The 17,650-nt window shown below is 46.4% G+C and carries 21 protein-coding genes; 18 read left to right on the plus strand and 3 right to left on the minus strand.

From position 1 onward, the window contains the following. The first annotated feature begins 1,275 nt into the window (after positions 1 to 1,275). The 13 genes from F566_RS0104775 (at position 1,276) to F566_RS0104830 (ending at position 8,480) form a co-directional block, all read left to right on the plus strand. Positions 1,276 to 1,761 (plus strand): antirestriction protein, encoded by a 486-nt coding sequence (locus F566_RS0104775; protein WP_020405834.1) that lies wholly within the window; start codon positions 1,276 to 1,278, stop codon positions 1,759 to 1,761. 53 nt (positions 1,762 to 1,814) lie between these two features. After that, the gene (locus F566_RS0104780; protein ID WP_020405835.1) at positions 1,815 to 2,879 is read left to right on the plus strand and encodes a hypothetical protein; all 1,065 of its coding nucleotides are present in this window, start codon (positions 1,815 to 1,817) and stop codon (positions 2,877 to 2,879) included. 7 nt (positions 2,880 to 2,886) lie between these two features. Beyond that, complete coding sequence (locus F566_RS0104785; protein WP_033415821.1) at positions 2,887 to 3,156, plus strand: helix-turn-helix domain-containing protein; 270 nt, start codon at positions 2,887 to 2,889, stop codon at positions 3,154 to 3,156. Between the two features lie 118 nt (positions 3,157 to 3,274). Then, positions 3,275 to 3,556, plus strand: a complete 282-nt coding sequence (gene kleA / locus F566_RS36185) for a stable inheritance protein KleA (protein WP_020405837.1) — start codon at positions 3,275 to 3,277, stop codon at positions 3,554 to 3,556. 126 nt (positions 3,557 to 3,682) lie between these two features. Then, complete coding sequence (kleE, locus tag F566_RS0104790) at positions 3,683 to 4,012, plus strand: KleE stable inheritance protein (RefSeq protein ID WP_020405838.1); 330 nt, start codon at positions 3,683 to 3,685, stop codon at positions 4,010 to 4,012. A gap of 120 nt (positions 4,013 to 4,132) precedes the next feature. After that, the gene (locus tag F566_RS0104795) at positions 4,133 to 4,480 is read left to right on the plus strand and encodes a TrfB-related DNA-binding protein (protein WP_020405839.1); all 348 of its coding nucleotides are present in this window, start codon (positions 4,133 to 4,135) and stop codon (positions 4,478 to 4,480) included. Beyond that, complete coding sequence (locus F566_RS0104800; RefSeq protein WP_026179763.1) at positions 4,437 to 5,198, plus strand: ParA family protein; 762 nt, start codon at positions 4,437 to 4,439, stop codon at positions 5,196 to 5,198. Before F566_RS0104795 ends, F566_RS0104800 begins: the two co-directional genes overlap by 44 nt. After that, positions 5,195 to 6,220, plus strand: coding sequence for a ParB/RepB/Spo0J family partition protein (locus F566_RS0104805; protein ID WP_020405841.1), 1,026 nt, complete (start codon positions 5,195 to 5,197; stop codon positions 6,218 to 6,220). The genes F566_RS0104800 and F566_RS0104805 overlap by 4 nt, the downstream gene beginning before the upstream one ends. A gap of 5 nt (positions 6,221 to 6,225) precedes the next feature. Further along, positions 6,226 to 6,489 (plus strand): hypothetical protein, encoded by a 264-nt coding sequence (locus F566_RS0104810; protein ID WP_020405842.1) that lies wholly within the window; start codon positions 6,226 to 6,228, stop codon positions 6,487 to 6,489. A 118-nt stretch (positions 6,490 to 6,607) separates the two neighbouring features. After that, positions 6,608 to 6,778, plus strand: coding sequence for a hypothetical protein (locus tag F566_RS36790; protein ID WP_020405843.1), 171 nt, complete (start codon positions 6,608 to 6,610; stop codon positions 6,776 to 6,778). Positions 6,779 to 6,837: 59 nt separating this feature from the next. After that, the gene (locus F566_RS0104820; RefSeq protein WP_026179764.1) at positions 6,838 to 7,167 is read left to right on the plus strand and encodes a hypothetical protein; all 330 of its coding nucleotides are present in this window, start codon (positions 6,838 to 6,840) and stop codon (positions 7,165 to 7,167) included. Positions 7,168 to 7,503: 336 nt separating this feature from the next. Further along, positions 7,504 to 7,851, plus strand: a complete 348-nt coding sequence (kfrB, locus tag F566_RS0104825; protein WP_020405845.1) for an IncP plasmid survival protein KfrB — start codon at positions 7,504 to 7,506, stop codon at positions 7,849 to 7,851. A 26-nt stretch (positions 7,852 to 7,877) separates the two neighbouring features. Further along, positions 7,878 to 8,480: an IncP plasmid survival protein KfrC family protein gene (locus F566_RS0104830; protein WP_020405846.1), complete on the plus strand. Its 603-nt coding sequence runs from the start codon at positions 7,878 to 7,880 to the stop codon at positions 8,478 to 8,480. A gap of 35 nt (positions 8,481 to 8,515) precedes the next feature. Here F566_RS0104830 and F566_RS0104835 read toward each other — a convergent pair whose 3' ends face one another. Genes F566_RS0104835 through F566_RS0104845 form a run of 3 tightly spaced genes read right to left on the minus strand, consistent with a single transcriptional unit; the run spans position 8,516 to position 10,064 of the window. Beyond that, on the minus strand, positions 8,516 to 8,953 hold the full coding sequence (locus F566_RS0104835) for a hypothetical protein (RefSeq protein WP_020405847.1): 438 nt from the start codon (positions 8,951 to 8,953) through the stop codon (positions 8,516 to 8,518). Next, entirely contained in the window at positions 8,953 to 9,678 is a 726-nt protein-coding gene (locus tag F566_RS0104840) for a nucleotide-binding protein (RefSeq protein WP_020405848.1), read from the minus strand. The genes F566_RS0104835 and F566_RS0104840 overlap by 1 nt, the downstream gene beginning before the upstream one ends. Then, on the minus strand, positions 9,678 to 10,064 hold the full coding sequence (locus tag F566_RS0104845; protein WP_020405849.1) for a TraK family protein: 387 nt from the start codon (positions 10,062 to 10,064) through the stop codon (positions 9,678 to 9,680). The genes F566_RS0104840 and F566_RS0104845 overlap by 1 nt, the downstream gene beginning before the upstream one ends. 381 nt (positions 10,065 to 10,445) lie before the next feature. Here F566_RS0104845 and traJ point away from each other — a divergent pair, with 381 nt between their 5' ends. The 5 genes from traJ to F566_RS0104870 are packed head-to-tail and all read left to right on the plus strand — an operon-like array spanning position 10,446 to position 17,650. Further along, entirely contained in the window at positions 10,446 to 10,814 is a 369-nt protein-coding gene (gene traJ / locus F566_RS0104850) for a conjugal transfer transcriptional regulator TraJ (protein ID WP_020405850.1), read from the plus strand. Between the two features lie 31 nt (positions 10,815 to 10,845). Beyond that, a complete protein-coding gene (traI, locus tag F566_RS0104855; protein ID WP_026179765.1) occupies positions 10,846 to 13,074 on the plus strand; it encodes a TraI/MobA(P) family conjugative relaxase in 2,229 nt (742 codons plus the stop codon). Continuing rightward, positions 13,071 to 15,044, plus strand: coding sequence for a type IV secretory system conjugative DNA transfer family protein (locus F566_RS0104860; protein WP_020405852.1), 1,974 nt, complete (start codon positions 13,071 to 13,073; stop codon positions 15,042 to 15,044). The genes traI and F566_RS0104860 overlap by 4 nt, the downstream gene beginning before the upstream one ends. Next, positions 15,041 to 15,580: a conjugative transfer signal peptidase TraF gene (gene traF, locus F566_RS0104865; protein WP_020405853.1), complete on the plus strand. Its 540-nt coding sequence runs from the start codon at positions 15,041 to 15,043 to the stop codon at positions 15,578 to 15,580. Before F566_RS0104860 ends, traF begins: the two co-directional genes overlap by 4 nt. Before the next feature lie 15 nt (positions 15,581 to 15,595). Further along, positions 15,596 to 17,650 carry a DNA topoisomerase III gene (locus tag F566_RS0104870; RefSeq protein ID WP_020405854.1) on the plus strand — a complete coding sequence of 685 codons (2,055 nt, stop codon included), beginning with the start codon at positions 15,596 to 15,598 and terminating at the stop codon, positions 17,648 to 17,650.

Consider the following 17,650-nt stretch of genomic DNA (forward strand, 5'->3'; position numbering starts at 1 on the left):
CTATGGGATATTTGAGCTGGATATGAACACGAGACTGCCCATTGAAGTGGCCGCGTAAAAGTTGGCGGTTATCGCAGCTACCCGGTCACTACCCCACCCACTTTGCATTGAGATGCCTAGCTTTATCTATCGCTATCGTGCCGGCATAAGCAATGTGACGATTATCCCCATTCTTCAATAAAACAGGGACACCCTCCCCTTTGTCCAGGTCTTCAATCAATCCGTGTACGGGTTCTCTTATCCGCAAAGTAACCATGCGTAAAATTATACTGTCTAAACATACAGGGTTAAAGAGATGAGGGCGAACACCTGACACTTGAGGGGCGCAATACTATATGTTGTGCTGATCCAGCTGCCGCGGTACACAAGATATAGTAAATATTGGATTGCAGTTCAAAGCTAAAGCCAGCCATTTTGGAGTGGAATAGTCATGGTATAACTCCAAAAGGAATGACACTTGAGGGGCGTTCATTGACACTTGAGGGGCATATGTGGAGACAAGGGCATAATAGACCGAGCAAAAATATTGACACTTGAGGGGCCTAGACCATTTTTCATACTTCCCTGGAGTTTAAACCCCTTCTTTCCTTTAGTTATCCACAGATTTAGTGGATAAAACTGTGAATAACACCCCCTAACTATTGACATTTAAAGGGCCAGAGGCCTGACACTTGAGGGGCGCAATGCTAGACACTTGAAGGGCGCACCCTTGACACTTGAGGGGCGTTATTACTGACACTTGAGGGGCTGCCCAGGTTAGCAAATTCGTTGTATTTCATGACTTTAGAAGCGTTTACAGCCATCTATAACCTGCTCTTAACCCTCTTTTTAAACCAAAATAACCCTTTTATTTTAACCGGCTGTGCATTATTTGACCAAGTGCAGGCAGGTCAACTCAAAACATGTCGGCCGCCGAAGGGGGAGGTCCCCCTTCTCAACCCCACCCGGCCGCTCGCGGCCTCCCATCCCCCCAGGGGCGCTGCCCCTCGGTTGTTTCACAACCTCACCCCATATTAGAACGTGCGCTTACGCTGCGCTATGCCCAGAGGGTGCCCCTCTGGACTCCCCTTTTAGTCCATCACCGCTTAGCAGCTAATAGAACCCCTAAACTCCGAAATGCACGCAAAGAGAATGTTTTAACTCCAAAAGAAGGGGCGCAAGCCTCAGAGTATGCCCCTCAAATGTCAATGAAACGCTTGCAAACTAGGGCAAAATGCCCTATTATCTTTATTTAAGGCCGGGTACTTCACCATGGTCAAAACCGAGGAAACTACGATGAGCACTGCTATTGATTTAACCATTTCCCCCCGCTTAGTTTCAGAAAGCGAACGTTTAGACTTCCTATTCAAGTTTTTCGGGTCTCGATTAGTTATTCCGGGCCAAAACCTTATTTGCAATTGGATGAAGCACTTGTGTGACAGCTATAGCGGTTATAGCAGTCAATACAATAAGTTCAAAAGCGTCAGTTGGTCATTCTATGAGTTATCTAACGGAGGGTTTTATCTGGCGCCGAGAATTAGAGGACCAGTCTTGATATCTAATCCTGGGAATTATTTTGAAGGGTCACTTTCCCCTGATGCCGCCGGGATCGTGTCAACCTTGTTCGGAGTGAACCACCTTATTTTTGAAATATACGAACGTAGTAAAAAGGATCGGGAAATAATTCAGCAGATAACAGCCTTGAATGATCGCTATTACTTGCTGCGTGACTATGCCAAGACACACTATGAATCTAGCTCGATTATGCGGGCAATTGACTGATTAATTAAGAAAAGCCCTGGAATAACTACCAGGGCTTTTTTCTGGTGAATACTATGGAACGAGAAGATTTAGCCAAACATTTAGCGGTCGATTTGCCTGACTCTGAATGCGGCCTCTTAGAGACCGCTATTATGTCAGTGAATGAACTACACAATGCGGTTATATCGGAAAATGAGGCCAAAGTTATAGCCGCAGTTGATAAATATAATGCAGTTATCTGGAAGATGAATGGCGGCACATTTTTTGGCTGCAAGAAAGATGATGATGCCCCCGGGTACGTCATTGAACGCCACTGTAGGGCCTCATCAGGAAGCGTCCCCAAATGGGGACAGTCTGGAGAATTTGCAATTGAAGTAAATAACATCCGGGCTTGGGTTATAGTTCGACACGGCTATATAGGGACAATGGTACATTTCCAGTTTCATGCTGTTGATCTAAACAAGCCCTTTATATCTCAAACAGGATATAGGTCTCATTTCAACGAGATGATATTGGGGATCGGCGTTGATGAAGCCGCTAGGGAAATCATGGAGTATTTCCTGAATGAAAAGACATGCGAGATTGATGAAAAGTACAGTAACAAATTATCAAAGGAGAAATTGCCAGAGTGGCTGTCGTTATTAGACCCTCCTCCAGAGAGGAATTCAGCTAAAGAAGAAATCCCACCAGGGTATGTTTTGGTTGACGTTATTCTACCTTCACAAAAGGCCTTTTTGGCTAGAAAGTGGGCTGATGAGGCCAAGGCAAAAATACAGAAGGATAGGAAAAAGCTAATTACACGCCAGGTTGGAAAATCAAAAAAGCGACAACCCCAAAAAGCTATTGGGAGTGATGTGGCTGCCGCCTTGGAAATAGACACCAAGAAGGAAAATATTTTCTATCCAGGTCAGCGGTGTCAGTTGATTAGTGTTCATCACCATTGTTTTGAAAAAGATGTTGGGAAATTCGTAATTATTCGGGAACTCTGCCCTAAATCTAGGCAGGCATGGGTATCTGATGATCGGAAGCCAACTTATAGGCGAAACAGGAATGGTAAGCAGGTTGTACAGCACGACCCTAGTCAGGTACGTACACTCTACAGTTATGATCAATTACGCCCAGATATAGAGGGGGGATAAAATCTTGATGAGTAATCCGACTATTAGAAAAGAATGTTTGATGCCGGCGGAAAGCTGGGAACAACCTACGGGCGAAGAAATCCGGGAGGTTCTGCACATTGCAGGTCTCACAGGCAGCGGGGCTGCCAGGAAATTAGGGCTCGGAAAGAAAGGGGATAGGACAGTAAGGCGCTGGGTGGGGGAGGATAGTGCTATCCCCTATGCCGCTTGGGCGCTATTGTGCAACTTTGCAGGCCTTGGCGAAATTTGGGAGGATGGAAAAGAACAAGAAATTTAGCGGCTAAAATATAATTCGCTATATCGAAAATAATCGGTTGTCATATAGGGCATTTTGTCCTATTATGTTTTTTGAAGGCCGGGTATTCCGCCATGGTCGAGACCGAGAAAAAACTACGATGAATGAAAATATTTTGAGCTGGATTGATTTATTGCCTGATGTTTCTACAACTGACTTTCCGTTTAGTCGTGACATGATTTCACTGTTGCTCGCAGAGGCTGATTCACTTTCACGTAAAGCTAGCGAACTTTCAAGTAGAGCAGGTGATTTGCGTCATAAAGCTTACCTTGCTAGCTGTATGCTTGAGGGTGAAATAAGAGGGTGCTGGTCTAATGACGATATAGAGGATGCAAAACGTAGATGCAATCAAGGCCGGAAAGGTTTGGCAGGCGCAAGCTAGAAGAAATCGCCCCGGTTTAATGCCGGGGCGCTTGGCCTAGCGCTGTCACACCAAGCCAGTGCTCTAGGGTGTGGACCCGAACGAGCAACTGAAATTGGAACATGGAGCGGTTAGGGGGTCAAGAATATGACAAAAATTTACAAGTTTCCAAATGGTGGCCCGGTTAATCCGGTGCCGCCTTCAGGCGTTGCTCCAGAAGAAAATAGGGAGAGCGCCCCTTCATCTAAAAGTAGCAAACCATTTCTAATACTGTGGCGCTGGGTGTGGGTTGCTTTGGTTCTGGTGTGGCCTGTTCTAAAGTGGATTATTTCAATAGACGTATTCTTTCAGGGTATTAGAGCCATTTATCACTGGAACACGCCAGGCATTAATGCCGGCTGGACGTTCCTTTTACACTTCGCCATATTGACAGCGCTGACATATATAGTGTCCATTCATAAGCCTAAAGGCATCTGAATATTTTAGCCGCTAAAGTTGATTTGGTTTAAAAGTATAGCTATACTGTGTTTTATGGTTTGGCGGCTGTCACCGTCTGTGTTCAATGGTTAGGGTGTGGAGAAATTATGGGTGTAATCCATGAAGAAGCGGCTTACAGATTCCCAATTCAAGGCGGCAGTAGTTGGCCTGAATGTGGGTCAACAAACGCTGGATATAGCTTATGGAGTTTTGGTGGAGGGGAGACCTCAAGCCGAATTTGTGGCTCAGCTGGGTATTACAAAAGGGGCAGTGTGGCAAGCTGTCAAAAGGGTTTGGGATGTCCACGAGGAGAAGCAAAGGGCGCCGAGTGGGTACGAGCGGGTAACAGCGGTATTGCCAGAGCATCAAGCCTTCATCGTCAAGAAATGGGCGGAGGACGCCAGGAAAAAACAGGAAAAAGCTCATGAAAATATTGGTCATAGGGAATCAGAAAGGGGGCGTGGGTAAAACCTCAACCGGTGTCCATCTGACGTTTGATTCTTTTGAGCGCGGATTAAAGGTTGTGTTCATAGATCTAGACACACAGGGAAATGGCTCTCATACCCTCAAGAAATATGCTTCAGGGGTCTTTGCAAGTAGTTTCTTTAATGGCGGGCCTGTCAATGTTGTAAACGGTGCAGAAACTCCCGGATTAGCTCTTATTGAGTCTGATTCAGGGTTAGCAAATCTTGAATCCATGTCTCTTGCTGAAGCTGGTAAGGCATTCCGGGCGGCTATGGATAACCTGAAACAGCAAGGCTTTGACCTCTGCGTGATCGATACAGCTCCTTCCCTAGGGGTAGCTCTCGCCGCCGCTCTTTATTCAGCTGACTATGTGTTGTCACCTATAGAGCTGGAAGCCTATTCAATCCAAGGGATCAAGAAGATGAATGCTGCCATTGCAAACGTCAGGAGAGTGAACCCAAAGCTGAAGTTTCTCGGAATGGTGCCAAGCAAAGTAGATAGCAGGAATCCCCGTCATGGGCGACATCTTGAGCAGTTACAGGCAGCTTATCCACAACTGATTATCCCTACCAGTATTGGGCTTCGGAGCAGTATTGCGGATGCGCTGGCATCTGGAGTGCCTGTCTGGGAAATAAAAAAGACTGCAGCCAGAAAAGCAGCAAAAGAAGTGCGTGCATTGGCTGACCTCGTATTTAAAAAGATGGAGATCACCGCATCATGAGTGCTGAAAGCGTAAAGAAAAATGAAGCGTCAGGGTTGGGCCTGGACAGTATAGGGGATCTTTCGGGTCTTTTAGATGACCCATCGGTTTCAGCAGTGGAGGCCGCCAACCAAGGGCCAATGGAAATCCCTATTGATTTGATCGATGAAGATCCAGAGCAACCCCGCAAAGAGGACAATCCGGGCTTTTCCAAAGAAAGCTTGGAGGAATTAGCGGTAACTATTAGGCGACGCGGTGTTAAATCGCCTATTTCTGTACGCGATAATTTGGATGTTCCTGGGCGCTTCATAATAAACCATGGAGCCCGCAGATATAGGTCATCAATAATCGCAGAAAAACAAACAATTCCAGGTTTTGTTGATAATGACTACCAGGAAGAAGATCAAGTTATAGAAAATCTGCAAAGGGACGCACTAACACCACGTGAAATTGCGGATTACATTGGGCGTAAGTTGGCTGCCGGCATAAAGAAAAAGGATATTGCTGAATTGATAGGTAAATCCCCGGCATATGTGACGCAACATGTAACGTTGTTAGATTTGCCTGATGTCATTGCAGAAGCTTTTAATTTGGGGCGGGCTAGTGACGTAACGGTTGTCAATGAGCTTGTGAGGGTCCACAAGAAGAATCCAGATGAAGTGGAGGCATGGCTTGATGACGAGGACCAAGAGCTTACCAGAGGCTCTGTGAAGCTTCTCCGCGAGTATTTGGAGGATAAGCGCAGGCATTCAGAAGACGACGATAGAGATCCTAACACTATTGATGCGTTCACAGGTAAAACTGACGCTGAAAGAGACGAAGAGGAATCAAGTCAAACAACCAAGGCGGAAAAAAAAGAGCCTGACCCTGACAAATTAAAGAGCGCCATTGTTCTAGTGTTGCATGACGATAGACAGGCCCGTTTAGTTCTAAAACGACGCCCATCTGCTGAAGGCTGGGCATGGATAAAATACGACGATGATGGACACGAAGTTGAGTGTGACCTTAATGAGGTCCGATTGGTTGCGCTCCTGGAGGGGTAATTTGAATGGCATCAGCAGCAGAAAAGCTAAGTAAACAATTCGGCCCTTTCACATGCCTCGCATTAGTTAAACCACGAAGTTCAATAGCGATCGTGTGGAAGCTTGAAAAACCAAGTTATTGCATTTTTGAATACAGTCCGGCTTTTTCAGAGGTTCAAATTCGATGGGGAGATGGGGCATTTCAGAACCTTGAGGATGAGTCTGAACTGGATGATTTAATACTTCTTCATGAGTTCAGCGATGAGCAGATAAGTGAGCTATTCGATTAAGAACCACCTCAGATCATCAAGCCCCGCTAAGCGGGGTTTTTTTGTGTTGACGATCAATAAAGCCGCGCTCGCTGAATTTTGGTAAAGTTCACCTGTAACCCAAACGCAACAGGTGAATATGACAAAGGAAATAAAAGACCCTACAGCTAATCAGCGCAAGAAGAATGAGCGCATCAGAATGAAGGATTTAGGGTTTACTAGGCGTGACGTATGGGCTCATCCAGATGATTGGCCAGACATTAGGGCGCTTGAGAAGAAGCTGAAAAATAAACGTCTCCAAGATGATTGAAGCGTGACCGGTCACGGTGTAATATCTTCCTTTCAAAGGAAATGAAAGAGAGGCTATCTATGACACCAACCAATTTCGTTGCAGCTCTGCATGATTATCTTGAACTACAACAAGAACCGAAGGACATCCTAGATCTACATGATTCAGAGATAAGAGCAACAGCTCTTAGGGATTTTGTAGACTTCGCACTGGAAACAAGGTTTTTTTCAACTGCGCCAGATAAAGATCGTACTGCCGCTTCCAGGAATGCTGAGACCCTTGTCTACAATCATCGGTGTCGGCTTATTATGTCGTTAAGAGAAATTTTGCTGAGAACCTTTATGCACACGATAGAGGGGAACACAGCTGCTGCAAGTGAGCTGCTGGAATCCGTATTATCCAGGAGCTGATAGAGAGGGGGAGGCAATCCCCCTCTCTTTGCTTCACCTTTCCTCTCAACAATCCCGCCATTCAAAAAACTAGCCTGTCGAAAATTGGTTATATTTTCCCAAACCCCATCTTTTTTTTGGGGAAAATTCAAGCAAAACAAGAAAATATACCAAATAATACGAAAATAATGACGCGCAAGGACTACCCTACTAATATAATTGCAAAGCCTTAACAATCCCGGCCAAACCCAAGCAGTAATCGTGTCGCCGTCCTCAATGTGTTGAGGCCGGCTTTTTTGTGCTTGGGGTCCATAATCAATTAAAGAACAGTAGATAGCCAAGTGAGGAGCGCCGCTAATGAGACAACGCTTATTAGTGATGAACGGACAACGCATTGTCCAGGACGACCATAAGGGCGCATGGGCAAGCCAAAAGGTAGATAAAGCCAGTGGACTAAAGCCCGGTATTTACAACTTGTACACCGCTCAGAAGCCTGATAAATCTCAACGTCATGACGGCGTTATTGTGCATGCAGACAACAAGTTTATATACCAGCAAAAAGGTAAAACCTATGTCATGCACTCGCGATCTGATTTCGATATAGTACCCCCTGTGGGGGGCGCAACGAGTATCACATATGATAGCCAGGGGAAAGCCCAGGTATCGTCAAACTCAATAACACATACTCGTGGGCGCTCCCGTTAGTTTTAGCCGCTAAAAGGGAGCCCTCAATGACGAGAATTGACACATCTAAAAGACCATTGGATAGGTTGCGTGCAACATCCAAAGGCCCACATAGTGAAGGCTTAAATCTATTAACAACTGCAGAAGGCCTAGAGGCTGAGCAGGAGTCTTTGCTAAGTGCTTCCTCATTGGAGGCTACTTATAGGGAGACTCTGGCCGTATATGTACAGTCTAAAAACGATCAAGTTGATAAAATTGAAAGTCGTATCATGGCGTTGATAAATAGGCAGCAGTCCGCACTGCAACACTTGCAAGCGAGGCCTCCAGGAGTTCTTTCACTTCCGGCCTCGAGGAGGGCCTGGCAGTCTAGGCAGGTTCAGCAGCGCTCAAGAATCCAAGTGTTGCACAATAGGCTAGACCATGTTCGCGAGATTAAGGAAGGGATGGGGCTTTACAGTCCTAAAATTGAGGAGCTAGCAACACGAAAGATGCGCAGTCAAAATCCAGAGTTGGCATCTGATTGGGACTTTATGAGGGAATCTCTCCGCCGGCATCAGGCTTTATTAAAGAGACAAAACCAAGAGCAGAAAAAGTCTACTCAGCAACCGGGGCATACTCATGCCCAGAAACTGAGTAGTCCTGATTTATGAGCATTGTTACAAGCTCGACTATAACGGGCTTTTTTTCACAATGTTGACCACAGAGCAAGGCCGGCTGCAAAGACCGTCATACAGGCCGCTATGATATTCATCTTAGCCACCGTGCGAGCCTCTTTGATGGGGGTTCGCAAAAGGTTCTCAATAACGCTTTCCATTTCCTTTCGCATACCAGATGCCGTTAATGCAGCGCTTTCCTGCATGGTTTTGGTCATCGCCTCCCTTCCAGCCGATAACGCAGCGTTTAAAGTCCTTTCCGCTTTGCTTTTAGCGTCCTCCCCCCATCTGTGTGATATTTCTTCTAGCTCACTTTTGTAGCGAGCTAGAATTTCCTCCTGGGCAGAGGCGCTGTCTTTCATCAAGCGCTCATTGATGGTTTGAAGGATCAATATTGGATCGTCCCGGCCAACTGCAATGCCATGTTTGGCAGCGATCTCCTTAATAGTTTCTTCAATTTTGTCCGTCATTAAAGCACCGCTGCACTTTCCATTTGCCCGAAAATTTGAGTTTTTACTATTTTCAATCTCTGACGGGTCATGATGGTTAGTGATCCATCGTTTATTGCTTCGTCAAACGTTTTTCGTGCTTGCAGCATTTCTGAGAGATCCCTTCCATAGGTCTCTTCTTTTAGGTCCGGAATTGGAATGACTGCAGATACTCTGTCCTTGTTCCCTGTGTAAGCTTTCATTTGCTCAAATCCTTTCCCCTGGTGTTCAATCGCTCCCCAGTATGGATTGAGCCATACAACAAAAAGACATTCTACAGGGAACTGAGTTGCCAGCTGCGCAAACCCGTTTACTGTATCCAATAAAGCTTGCCCGCCTGTGATAACAGTATGGACAACCATTTGATGCCCCATACCCTCCAGGAGGGCTGGCACTTCATTTGAAATCAAGTAGTGTGACAGCGGGACAAATGAGCTTGCTCCATTGTCTATGATTACATCACTTTCACTGGGGGCAATAAGCTCTATAAGTTCGTCAAAGTTCCTAGTGTTGATTTCGTCCCCGTCCATGATGTTTAGCCGGCGGACATCCAGGCTTTTATAGCCTTCAAACGTTGCGTTAACTGGGTCTGTATCGATGCACAAAGGAGCCTGGCCTTTACTAACTTTGTATTGTGCAATCATGGCAGCTATTACAGACTTGCCTACTCCACCTTTTCCCTGCAAAACGATATGTATTTTCGACATTAGATTAAGTCCTCTTTATTTGGTGTGGCGTTGAAATCAAACTTGCCAATGCTGGCCGGTTTATCCTGTTTCTTTGGTGTGCTCTGTTGCAGCTTCTGGCGACTCCCTTTTTCATCCCTCGCGCTTACGCTTAAGGTTGTTTGCTTCACTTCCGGTTCATCCTTTATGTGTTTGCGGACATGCTTCAAGAATGTTTCATATCTGTAGGGGATCTTCCCAAGCTCCCGTAAATGCTCCCAAATTGTCTTGATAGAGTACCCTGCCTCTATCGCATCCTTAACGTCGCCGCGTACAGCCAAAAACGCCACAACGTTTTTATCTTGGCGTTTAGTGGCATCTCGCTTTTTTACCCAGTCGGCCAGTTCTTCTGTATACCTTTTCGCCATCTCTCCGATCCGTAGCAATCATGTGAAACGCTAATTTAGCACTTTCCTATAAATCATTTTACCGCTGTAAATGCGCTTATTTAGCGCAATCAATAGTCACTACAGGCCTATTATAGGCCTGTTTTAACAAAATCCGCTATATCCTTTGCAGGACCACGCTGTTTTTGTGTAAAAATAGCGGTTAAATCGAAAAAGGTGTTGTACACTTTTTATGGCGTTATTAATGCCGTAAGGCGGGCAGGATGGGCGAAGTAGGCCCACCGATGAATCGGTGTTCCAACTTCGCTTGCCTTATTCGCACTATCGTACTCAACGGGCATCCTGCTCTGCGAGGCTGCCGGCTACCGCCGGCCCGATATACATCCGGGTATGGGAATCGAGATGACAGAAAAAAGAATCACCAGGAAGTCGAGTCCACCAATAAAGGTGTATTGCCTTCCTGAAGAAAAAGCAGAAATTGAAGCCCAGGCAAAGCGCGCCGGCATGAGTGCCGCTAGCTACCTTCGAGAGGTAGGGATGGGGTATCACATAAAAGGCGTTGTTGATTGTGATCAAGTGCGCGAACTCGCAAGGATAAACGGTGATCTGGGGAGGCTTGGGGGGTTGCTAAAGCTTTGGCTTACGAATGACGAAAGAACTGCTCACATTGGTGAGCCCACAATAAAGGCAGTGCTTGCCAGGATTGAGTCTACCCAAGAGGAAATGGCAAGCCTGATGATGTCTGTAGTGATGCCGAGGGCTGACCAATGATTTTAGCGGCTAAAACGTCCGGGGGTGTCGTTTGATCGCCAAACATGTGCCCATGCGCACGGTAGGTAAGTCTGACTTTGCTGGACTGGTTAAATACCTCACAGATGAGCAGGGGAAGTCAGAAAGGGTGGGCCAAATCCGTGTGAGCAATTGTGAAGCGGACACCATGAAAGCTGTTGTTAGTGAGGTGCTTGCAACTCAGCAGCAAAATACACGTGCAGAAAGCGACAAGACCTTTCACCTGCTTGTTAGCTTTAGGGCGGGGGAGTCCCCGGACGAAACAACCATAAACGCGATAGAAGAGAGGATTTGTGCTGGCCTTGGGTACGGAGAGCATCAGAGAGTTAGTGTTGTGCATCATGACACTGACAACCTGCATATTCACATTGCTATAAACAAAATTCACCCAGTCAGAAACACTATTCATGATCCTTACCAATCCTATAGGGCTCTTGGGGAGCTTTGCTCTCTCTTAGAAAAGGAGTATGGCCTAGAAACTGACAATCATCATAGCGGTCGGTCCTTGTCCGAGGGGCGGGCAGCTGACATGGAAAGGCATTCAGGAATAGAAAGCCTTGTGAGTTGGATTAGGCGCGAATGTCTGGCTGATATGAAAGAGGCTCAGTCCTGGTCTGAACTGAATGAAGTGATGCAAAGCAACGGATTGCACCTACAAAAGAAAGGTAACGGCTTTGTTATTGAGTCAGATGATGGGGTTTTTGTTAAAGCCAGTACAGTTGCTCGTGATCTTTCCAAGCCGAGCCTGGAAAATCGGCTAGGTCCATTTCCTGCAGAAGGCACGGCGCGCCCCCAAGGGAAGAAGAAGCGTAGCTACAATAAACAGCCCGTTAAATTCAGAGTAAACACGTCCGAATTGTACGCCATGTACAAAGCTGATCAGCAGCAACAGATTAAAGCCAAAGCTGTTGAGTTGGATGCCCTGAGAGGTAAGAAAAGTCGGCAAATAGACGCAATCAAACGGAGCAATAAGCTACGAAGAGCTGCTATCAAGTTGATGGGGGGGAGCCCGCTATCTAAAAAGCTTTTATATGCTCAGGCGCACAGGGCTCTAAAAACAGAGATCCAATCTATCAATAAACAATGTCAAAAGGAACGACAGGTATTAAATGACAAATACCGTCGCAGGGCTTGGGCTGACTGGCTAAAGAAAAAAGCAATGGAAGGGAATAGCGTTGCCCTGGATGCACTTAGAGCCAGAGAAGCGGCACAAGAGCTTAAAGGAAATACGTTGAGCGGGGCTGAAAAATTCAGCCGAAGCGACATAGGCCGCAAAGATAACATCACCAAAAAAGGAACCGTGATCTATCGATCATCCGGCGAGGGCTCCATACGTGACGACGGTAAGAAACTTCAGGTTTCTGGGGATGTTTCGCTACCTACAGTTCAGATGGCCCTGCAGGCAGCCCTAAACCGTTATGGCAGTCAGATTACTGTTGAAGGTTCTGCAACATTTAAAGCCAAAGTAATTCAGGCAGCCGTTATTTCACAATTACCAATAAATTTTACTGACCCCGGATTAGAGCGCCGGAGGCTTCAGCTTAATGAAAATAGAAAGGAGATTTTGAATGAGCGATCTACACGAAAAGACAGAGGACGAACTGATAGAGGAGGCATTGGCAGCGCTGGACGAGGAACTACCAAGCAGCACGAACCAGGAACAAACCGGGTTGGAGTCCCAGGCGTCAGAGATAGAGGGCGTTCCAGAGACTCAGCAGCCGCCAGTGGCAACTCCAGCGGTAACAATAAGCCCAACGTTGGCCGGATTGGACATGTCCCGCCGCCCGAAAGCCAAAACCGTTTGCGAGAGCTGTCCTCACTCGGTGTGGTTCACCTCTCCAGAGGAGGTGAAATGCTATTGCCGGGTAATGTTTCTCGTGACTTGGAGCAGTCAGGAGCCAAACCAGATAACAGGATGCGACGGGGTGTTTCTAGGCCAGGATTGAAGTCGGAGCAGTTGGCGGCTGCTGATAAATACATATCTGAACGGGAAAGTAAGCGTTTGAAAGGTTTCGATATACCGAAGCATTCCCGTTATAATGGAAATAATGGTGCGCTTTTTTATGCCGGTACCAGAAATGTGGAGGGCCAAGCATTAGCCCTTCTGCAGCGAGATGACGAAATCTTGGTTCAACCGATAGACCAATCAACCGCTAATCGCTTAAAGCGTGTACGTATTGGAGAGCCCGTTTCTGTCACCCCGTTTGGATCGATTAGGAAGTCGAAAGGAAAGAGCAGATGAACGCTAAGTTTAATAATGCAGTTGGCCCGCAAGTTAGGGCTAAGAAAACCAAAAAAAGCAAGGTGTTGCCTCTACTAGGAGGGGCTTCACTGGTCGCTGGCTTGCAAGCGGCAACTCAATTCTTCGCATATAAATTCAATTACCAAGAGACCCTTGGGAGCAATCTAAATCACCTCTATACACCTTGGTCCATTTTACGATGGTCCAATGATTGGTTTAGTCACTATCCCGATGAATTCATGCAGGCTGGCAGCTTGGGTATGATGGTATCCACTGTTGGGCTGTTGGGGGTGGCTATTGCGAAGGTTGTAGCTGCCAACTCCACTCAGCCGAACGAGTATCTACATGGATCTGCTAGATGGGCAAACATGCTAGATATTATTTCAGCAGGGCTATTACCTAGAAAAAGAACAACGCTGGAGATAGTAACAGGTAAAGATCGCCCAGCATCTGAAGGTGTCTATGTTGGTGGCTGGGAGGACAAGAGCGGTAATTTCCACTATCTCAGGCACAACGGCCCTGAACACGTCTTAACTTACGCCCCCACGCGATCAGGTAAAGGTGTTGGCCTTGTTATTCCTACCTTACTTTCTTGGCCTGCAAGTTGCGTGATTACTGATCTTAAGGGGGAGCTGTGGGCTCTTACTGCAGGCTGGCGAAAAAAACACGCTAAAAATAAAGTGGTGAGATTTGAGCCGGCTGCTTTAAACGGTAGTGTGCGCTGGAATCCATTGGATGAAATTAGGCTTGGTACAGAACATGAGGTTGGGGATGTCCAGGACCTAGCCACCCTTATAGTCGATCCTGCAGGAAAAGGCCTGGACTCCCACTGGGATAAAACCGCATTTTCCCTATTAACAGGCGTAATACTTCATGTTTTGTATAAAGCTAAACATGAAGGAACCCCTGCTTCACTGCCAGAAGTTGACCGTGTTCTGGCTGATCCCGATAGAGACGTGGGTGAGTTGTGGATGGAAATGGCGACCTATGCTCATGTTGATGGGCATAACCATCCCACTGTGGGCGCGTCAGCCAGGGATATGATGGATAGACCCGATGAAGAGGGGGGCTCTGTATTGTCTACAGCAAAGTCTCACCTCTCTTTGTATCGTGACCCTGTTGTATCTCATAACATCAGTAAATCAGAGTTTCGCATTAAGGATCTTATGAATGATGACGATCCTGTGAGCCTCTACATTGTGACCCAGCCAACCGCCAAAGCTCGGATGCGGCCTTTAGTTAGGCTGTTGGTTAATATGATTGTGCGGCTTCTGGCGGACAAGATCGAGTTTGAGCGTGCTCTTAAAGAGATGCCGCCGTGGCGGAAATTCTTATCTAAATTGGGATTCCCTCAGGTCGCTGAAACCTATGTTCGATCCAAGAAGGGATACAAACATCGCTTGCTAGGGATGTTTGATGAGTTCCCGAGCTTGGGAAAACTCGAAATTGTTCAAGAGTCGCTTGCCTTTGTTGCAGGTTACGGACTCAAGTTTTATCTGATCTGCCAGGATATTAACCAGCTAAAAAGCAGGGAGCTTGGTTATGGCCCTGATGAGGTTATAACCTCAAATTGCCATGTTCAAAACGCCTACCCACCCAATCGCGTGGAGACAGCAGAACACCTCTCAAAGCTTACCGGAACCACTACAGTGCAAAAAAAGGCAGTAACTGTAAGTGGTCGCCGGACATCTGCAATGTTAGGCCAAGTGTCAAGCACAATCCAAGAGGTCCAAAGGCCATTACTAACTCCGGACGAGTGTTTGCGTATGCCGGGGCCAGTGAAAGATGGGGAGCAGATTAAAGAGCCTGGCGATATGGTTGTTTATGTCGCCGGTTATCCAGCAATTTACGGGCGGCAGCCTCTCTTTTTTAAAGATCCTGTCTTTGCTGCTAGAGCAGCAGTACCTAACCCCACAGTAAGTGACAAAACAAGAGTGGTCCAGGATGACGAAGAGAGGATAACAATATGATGTACTTTGCATTGAAGCGCCTTTATTCAATTGTTGCTCTGGTGGGTATCTTTCTGATGCTGTTGGCAGCAGGTTGTTATGCTGCAGGTGTACGCATAAACACCACTAAAAGTATCCCGTTGGGCATCTATTGGGTCAGCAAAGAGCCAATTCACAAAGGGGCTTACGTTTTGTTTTGTCCACCCGACACGTCGGCGTTTTCTACGGCTCGTGATCGTGGATACATTGGCGCCGGTTATTGTCCTGGCGGCTATGGGTACATGATGAAACGCATTTTAGCCGCTAAAGGCGATTCTGTTTCTATTACGCCAGAAGGTGTCACGGTTAACGGTGAGCTATTGAAGCTCAGCAAAGTATTGCAATCCGATAAAGCCAAGAGGCCCTTGCCCCATTTTTATATCACTGATTACAGGCTTGAAGATTCTGAGTTACTTCTAATGTCTGATGTTAGTGCCATTTCTTTTGATGGTCGTTACTTCGGTCCTATAGAGCGGTCGCAAGTAGAGACAGTTATTAAACCAGTATTTATATGGTAGAGGAGGGATTCCCTAATGAGATTATTTATTGCTGAAAAACCATCTGTTGCCAATGCGATTGCTGAGACGTTAGGAGCAACGGGCAGAGGTGATGGCTTTATAGAGTGTGGAAATAACAAAGTTACTTGGTGTTTTGGCCACATGCTCGAACAAGCAGAACCGGATGAATACACACCTGATGATGTTCCAAGGGCTGCAAATGGAAAGAAAATCTGGCGTGTGGAGGAGCTGCCAATTATCCCAGATGCTTGGATTATGCGGCCAAAAGACGACGCAAAGAAACAGGTTAAGGTAATAGGAGGCCTTCTGAAGGAAGCGAAAGAAATAGTAAATGCTGGTGATCCTGATAGGGAAGGGCAACTTCTAGTTGATGAGTTATTGGAATATTTTGGCAATACAAAACGTGTCTTAAGATATTGGGCCAAGGCTCTTGATTCTACATCTGTTAAGCGTGCGCTTGGGGATTTGAAAGATAATCGTGATTACTCAGGATTTGCCGCCGCAGCAGAGGGGCGTGGTAAAGCAGATTGGCTGATTGGGATGAACCTTTCCCGAGCCTACACGTTACGCGCACAGCGAGGTGGTTCCAGGGCTTTGCTTACAGTTGGGCGTGTACAAACTCCTACGTTGGCACTAGTTGTCTCGAGGGATCGCGAGATAGAAGCATTTAAACCAATTCCTTTTCATTCAATAAGGGCTGACATTAATCATTCCGAGGGTACATTCTCTGCCACTTGGAAACCTAAAGAGGATCAAGCAGGCCTGGATTCTGAGGGTCGTTTGGTTGATACAGTTGTTGCAAATGAAATTGTAAATTCTCTAAAGGGTAAGCCTGGTTGTATTGCTGAGCATCAGCAGGAGGCTAAAAAGCAAAATCATCCTTTGGCCTTTAGCTTGGCTGATATACAAGCAATGGGTTCAAAAAAGTTTGGGTATAGTGCCGAAGATGTATTAAAAATCTGTCAGTCCCTCTATGAAACCCACAAGCTAACTTCTTACCCGAGAACTGATTGCGGTTACCTTCCTGAATCTCAGCTGTTAGATGCTCCACAGGTTCTTAATGCAATTAAGCATGTGAATCCTGGCCTGAGCTCAGTCATTGATCGTGCTGATGTCCGAATTAAATCCAGGGTCTGGAATGATAAAAAGGTTACAGCACACCACGGTATTATTCCCACAATGCAAAAGGGCGATATTTCAAAGCTCAATCAGCGAGAACAAAATATCTACGACCTTATTGTTAGGTCATACGTGGCCCAGTTTTTCCCACTGCATGAATTTATGAGCACTTCAGTTGTTGCTGACATAGAAGGCGAAACATTTGTTGCTACCGGAAAGGTGGTGACATGTGCTGGCTGGCATGAAGTGTTCATTGATAATGATAACGAAGATGATAGTCCACAAGAAGATAATCAGTCCTTGCCACAAATGAAAAAAGGCGACTCCATTACATGTATTGAAGCTGAAAGACGAGATTCCAAGACTAAGCCGCCCGCCAGATTTACGGAAGGGGCTTTAGTTAAAGCCATGGAAAATATTCACCGCTTTGTTACTGAACCGGAGCATAAAAAAATGTTGCGGGATGGGGATGGAATTGGAACCTCTGCAACCAGAGGATCAATTATTGCTGAACTGAGGCGCCGAGAATTCCTAGAAGCTAAAGGTAAGCAAATTATCAGTACCCAACTAGGTAGAAGCACGATAGATGCACTTCCGCAAGTAGTTAAGAGTCCCATTTTGACTGCTCTTTATGAGCGGATGCTGAAAAACGTCGAGCAGGGAAAAGCTGACCTAGCTACGTTCATTGCCAAGCAAGAGGCTTTTATTCGTGACCAAGTGACCAAGGCGAATGACGGGGCTGTCACTATAGCTGGAGGCAAAGAGGCTGCCCCTGTCTCGGCAGTGTTCAAGTGTGAATCCTGTGGAACCGGCCTTTCCAGAAGACCAACAAAGAAAAAGGGCATCTTCTGGTGGGGCTGCGCGAACTTCCCTACCTGCAAACAAACTTATCCAGACATAAAAGGCCGGCCAAACTATGCCAAAGGCCGCACCAATAGCGAAAAGGAATAA

The organism is Hahella ganghwensis DSM 17046, from assembly GCF_000376785.1.
GTDB lineage: Bacteria > Pseudomonadota > Gammaproteobacteria > Pseudomonadales > Oleiphilaceae > Hahella > Hahella ganghwensis.

Coding starts and splice junctions, on each gene's coding strand:
- F566_RS0104775 (WP_020405834.1), top strand. CDS start 1,276: ATGAGCACTGCTATTGATTTAACCATTTCCCCCCGCTTAGTTTCAGAA.
- F566_RS0104780 (WP_020405835.1), top strand. CDS start 1,815: ATGGAACGAGAAGATTTAGCCAAACATTTAGCGGTCGATTTGCCTGAC.
- F566_RS0104785 (WP_033415821.1), top strand. CDS start 2,887: ATGAGTAATCCGACTATTAGAAAAGAATGTTTGATGCCGGCGGAAAGC.
- kleA (WP_020405837.1), top strand. CDS start 3,275: ATGAATGAAAATATTTTGAGCTGGATTGATTTATTGCCTGATGTTTCT.
- kleE (WP_020405838.1), top strand. CDS start 3,683: ATGACAAAAATTTACAAGTTTCCAAATGGTGGCCCGGTTAATCCGGTG.
- F566_RS0104795 (WP_020405839.1), top strand. CDS start 4,133: ATGAAGAAGCGGCTTACAGATTCCCAATTCAAGGCGGCAGTAGTTGGC.
- F566_RS0104800 (WP_026179763.1), top strand. CDS start 4,437: ATGAAAATATTGGTCATAGGGAATCAGAAAGGGGGCGTGGGTAAAACC.
- F566_RS0104805 (WP_020405841.1), top strand. CDS start 5,195: ATGAGTGCTGAAAGCGTAAAGAAAAATGAAGCGTCAGGGTTGGGCCTG.
- F566_RS0104810 (WP_020405842.1), top strand. CDS start 6,226: ATGGCATCAGCAGCAGAAAAGCTAAGTAAACAATTCGGCCCTTTCACA.
- F566_RS36790 (WP_020405843.1), top strand. CDS start 6,608: ATGACAAAGGAAATAAAAGACCCTACAGCTAATCAGCGCAAGAAGAAT.
- F566_RS0104820 (WP_026179764.1), top strand. CDS start 6,838: ATGACACCAACCAATTTCGTTGCAGCTCTGCATGATTATCTTGAACTA.
- kfrB (WP_020405845.1), top strand. CDS start 7,504: ATGAGACAACGCTTATTAGTGATGAACGGACAACGCATTGTCCAGGAC.
- F566_RS0104830 (WP_020405846.1), top strand. CDS start 7,878: ATGACGAGAATTGACACATCTAAAAGACCATTGGATAGGTTGCGTGCA.
- F566_RS0104835 (WP_020405847.1), bottom strand. CDS start 8,953: ATGACGGACAAAATTGAAGAAACTATTAAGGAGATCGCTGCCAAACAT.
- F566_RS0104840 (WP_020405848.1), bottom strand. CDS start 9,678: ATGTCGAAAATACATATCGTTTTGCAGGGAAAAGGTGGAGTAGGCAAG.
- F566_RS0104845 (WP_020405849.1), bottom strand. CDS start 10,064: ATGGCGAAAAGGTATACAGAAGAACTGGCCGACTGGGTAAAAAAGCGA.
- traJ (WP_020405850.1), top strand. CDS start 10,446: ATGACAGAAAAAAGAATCACCAGGAAGTCGAGTCCACCAATAAAGGTG.
- F566_RS0104860 (WP_020405852.1), top strand. CDS start 13,071: ATGAACGCTAAGTTTAATAATGCAGTTGGCCCGCAAGTTAGGGCTAAG.
- traF (WP_020405853.1), top strand. CDS start 15,041: ATGATGTACTTTGCATTGAAGCGCCTTTATTCAATTGTTGCTCTGGTG.
- F566_RS0104870 (WP_020405854.1), top strand. CDS start 15,596: ATGAGATTATTTATTGCTGAAAAACCATCTGTTGCCAATGCGATTGCT.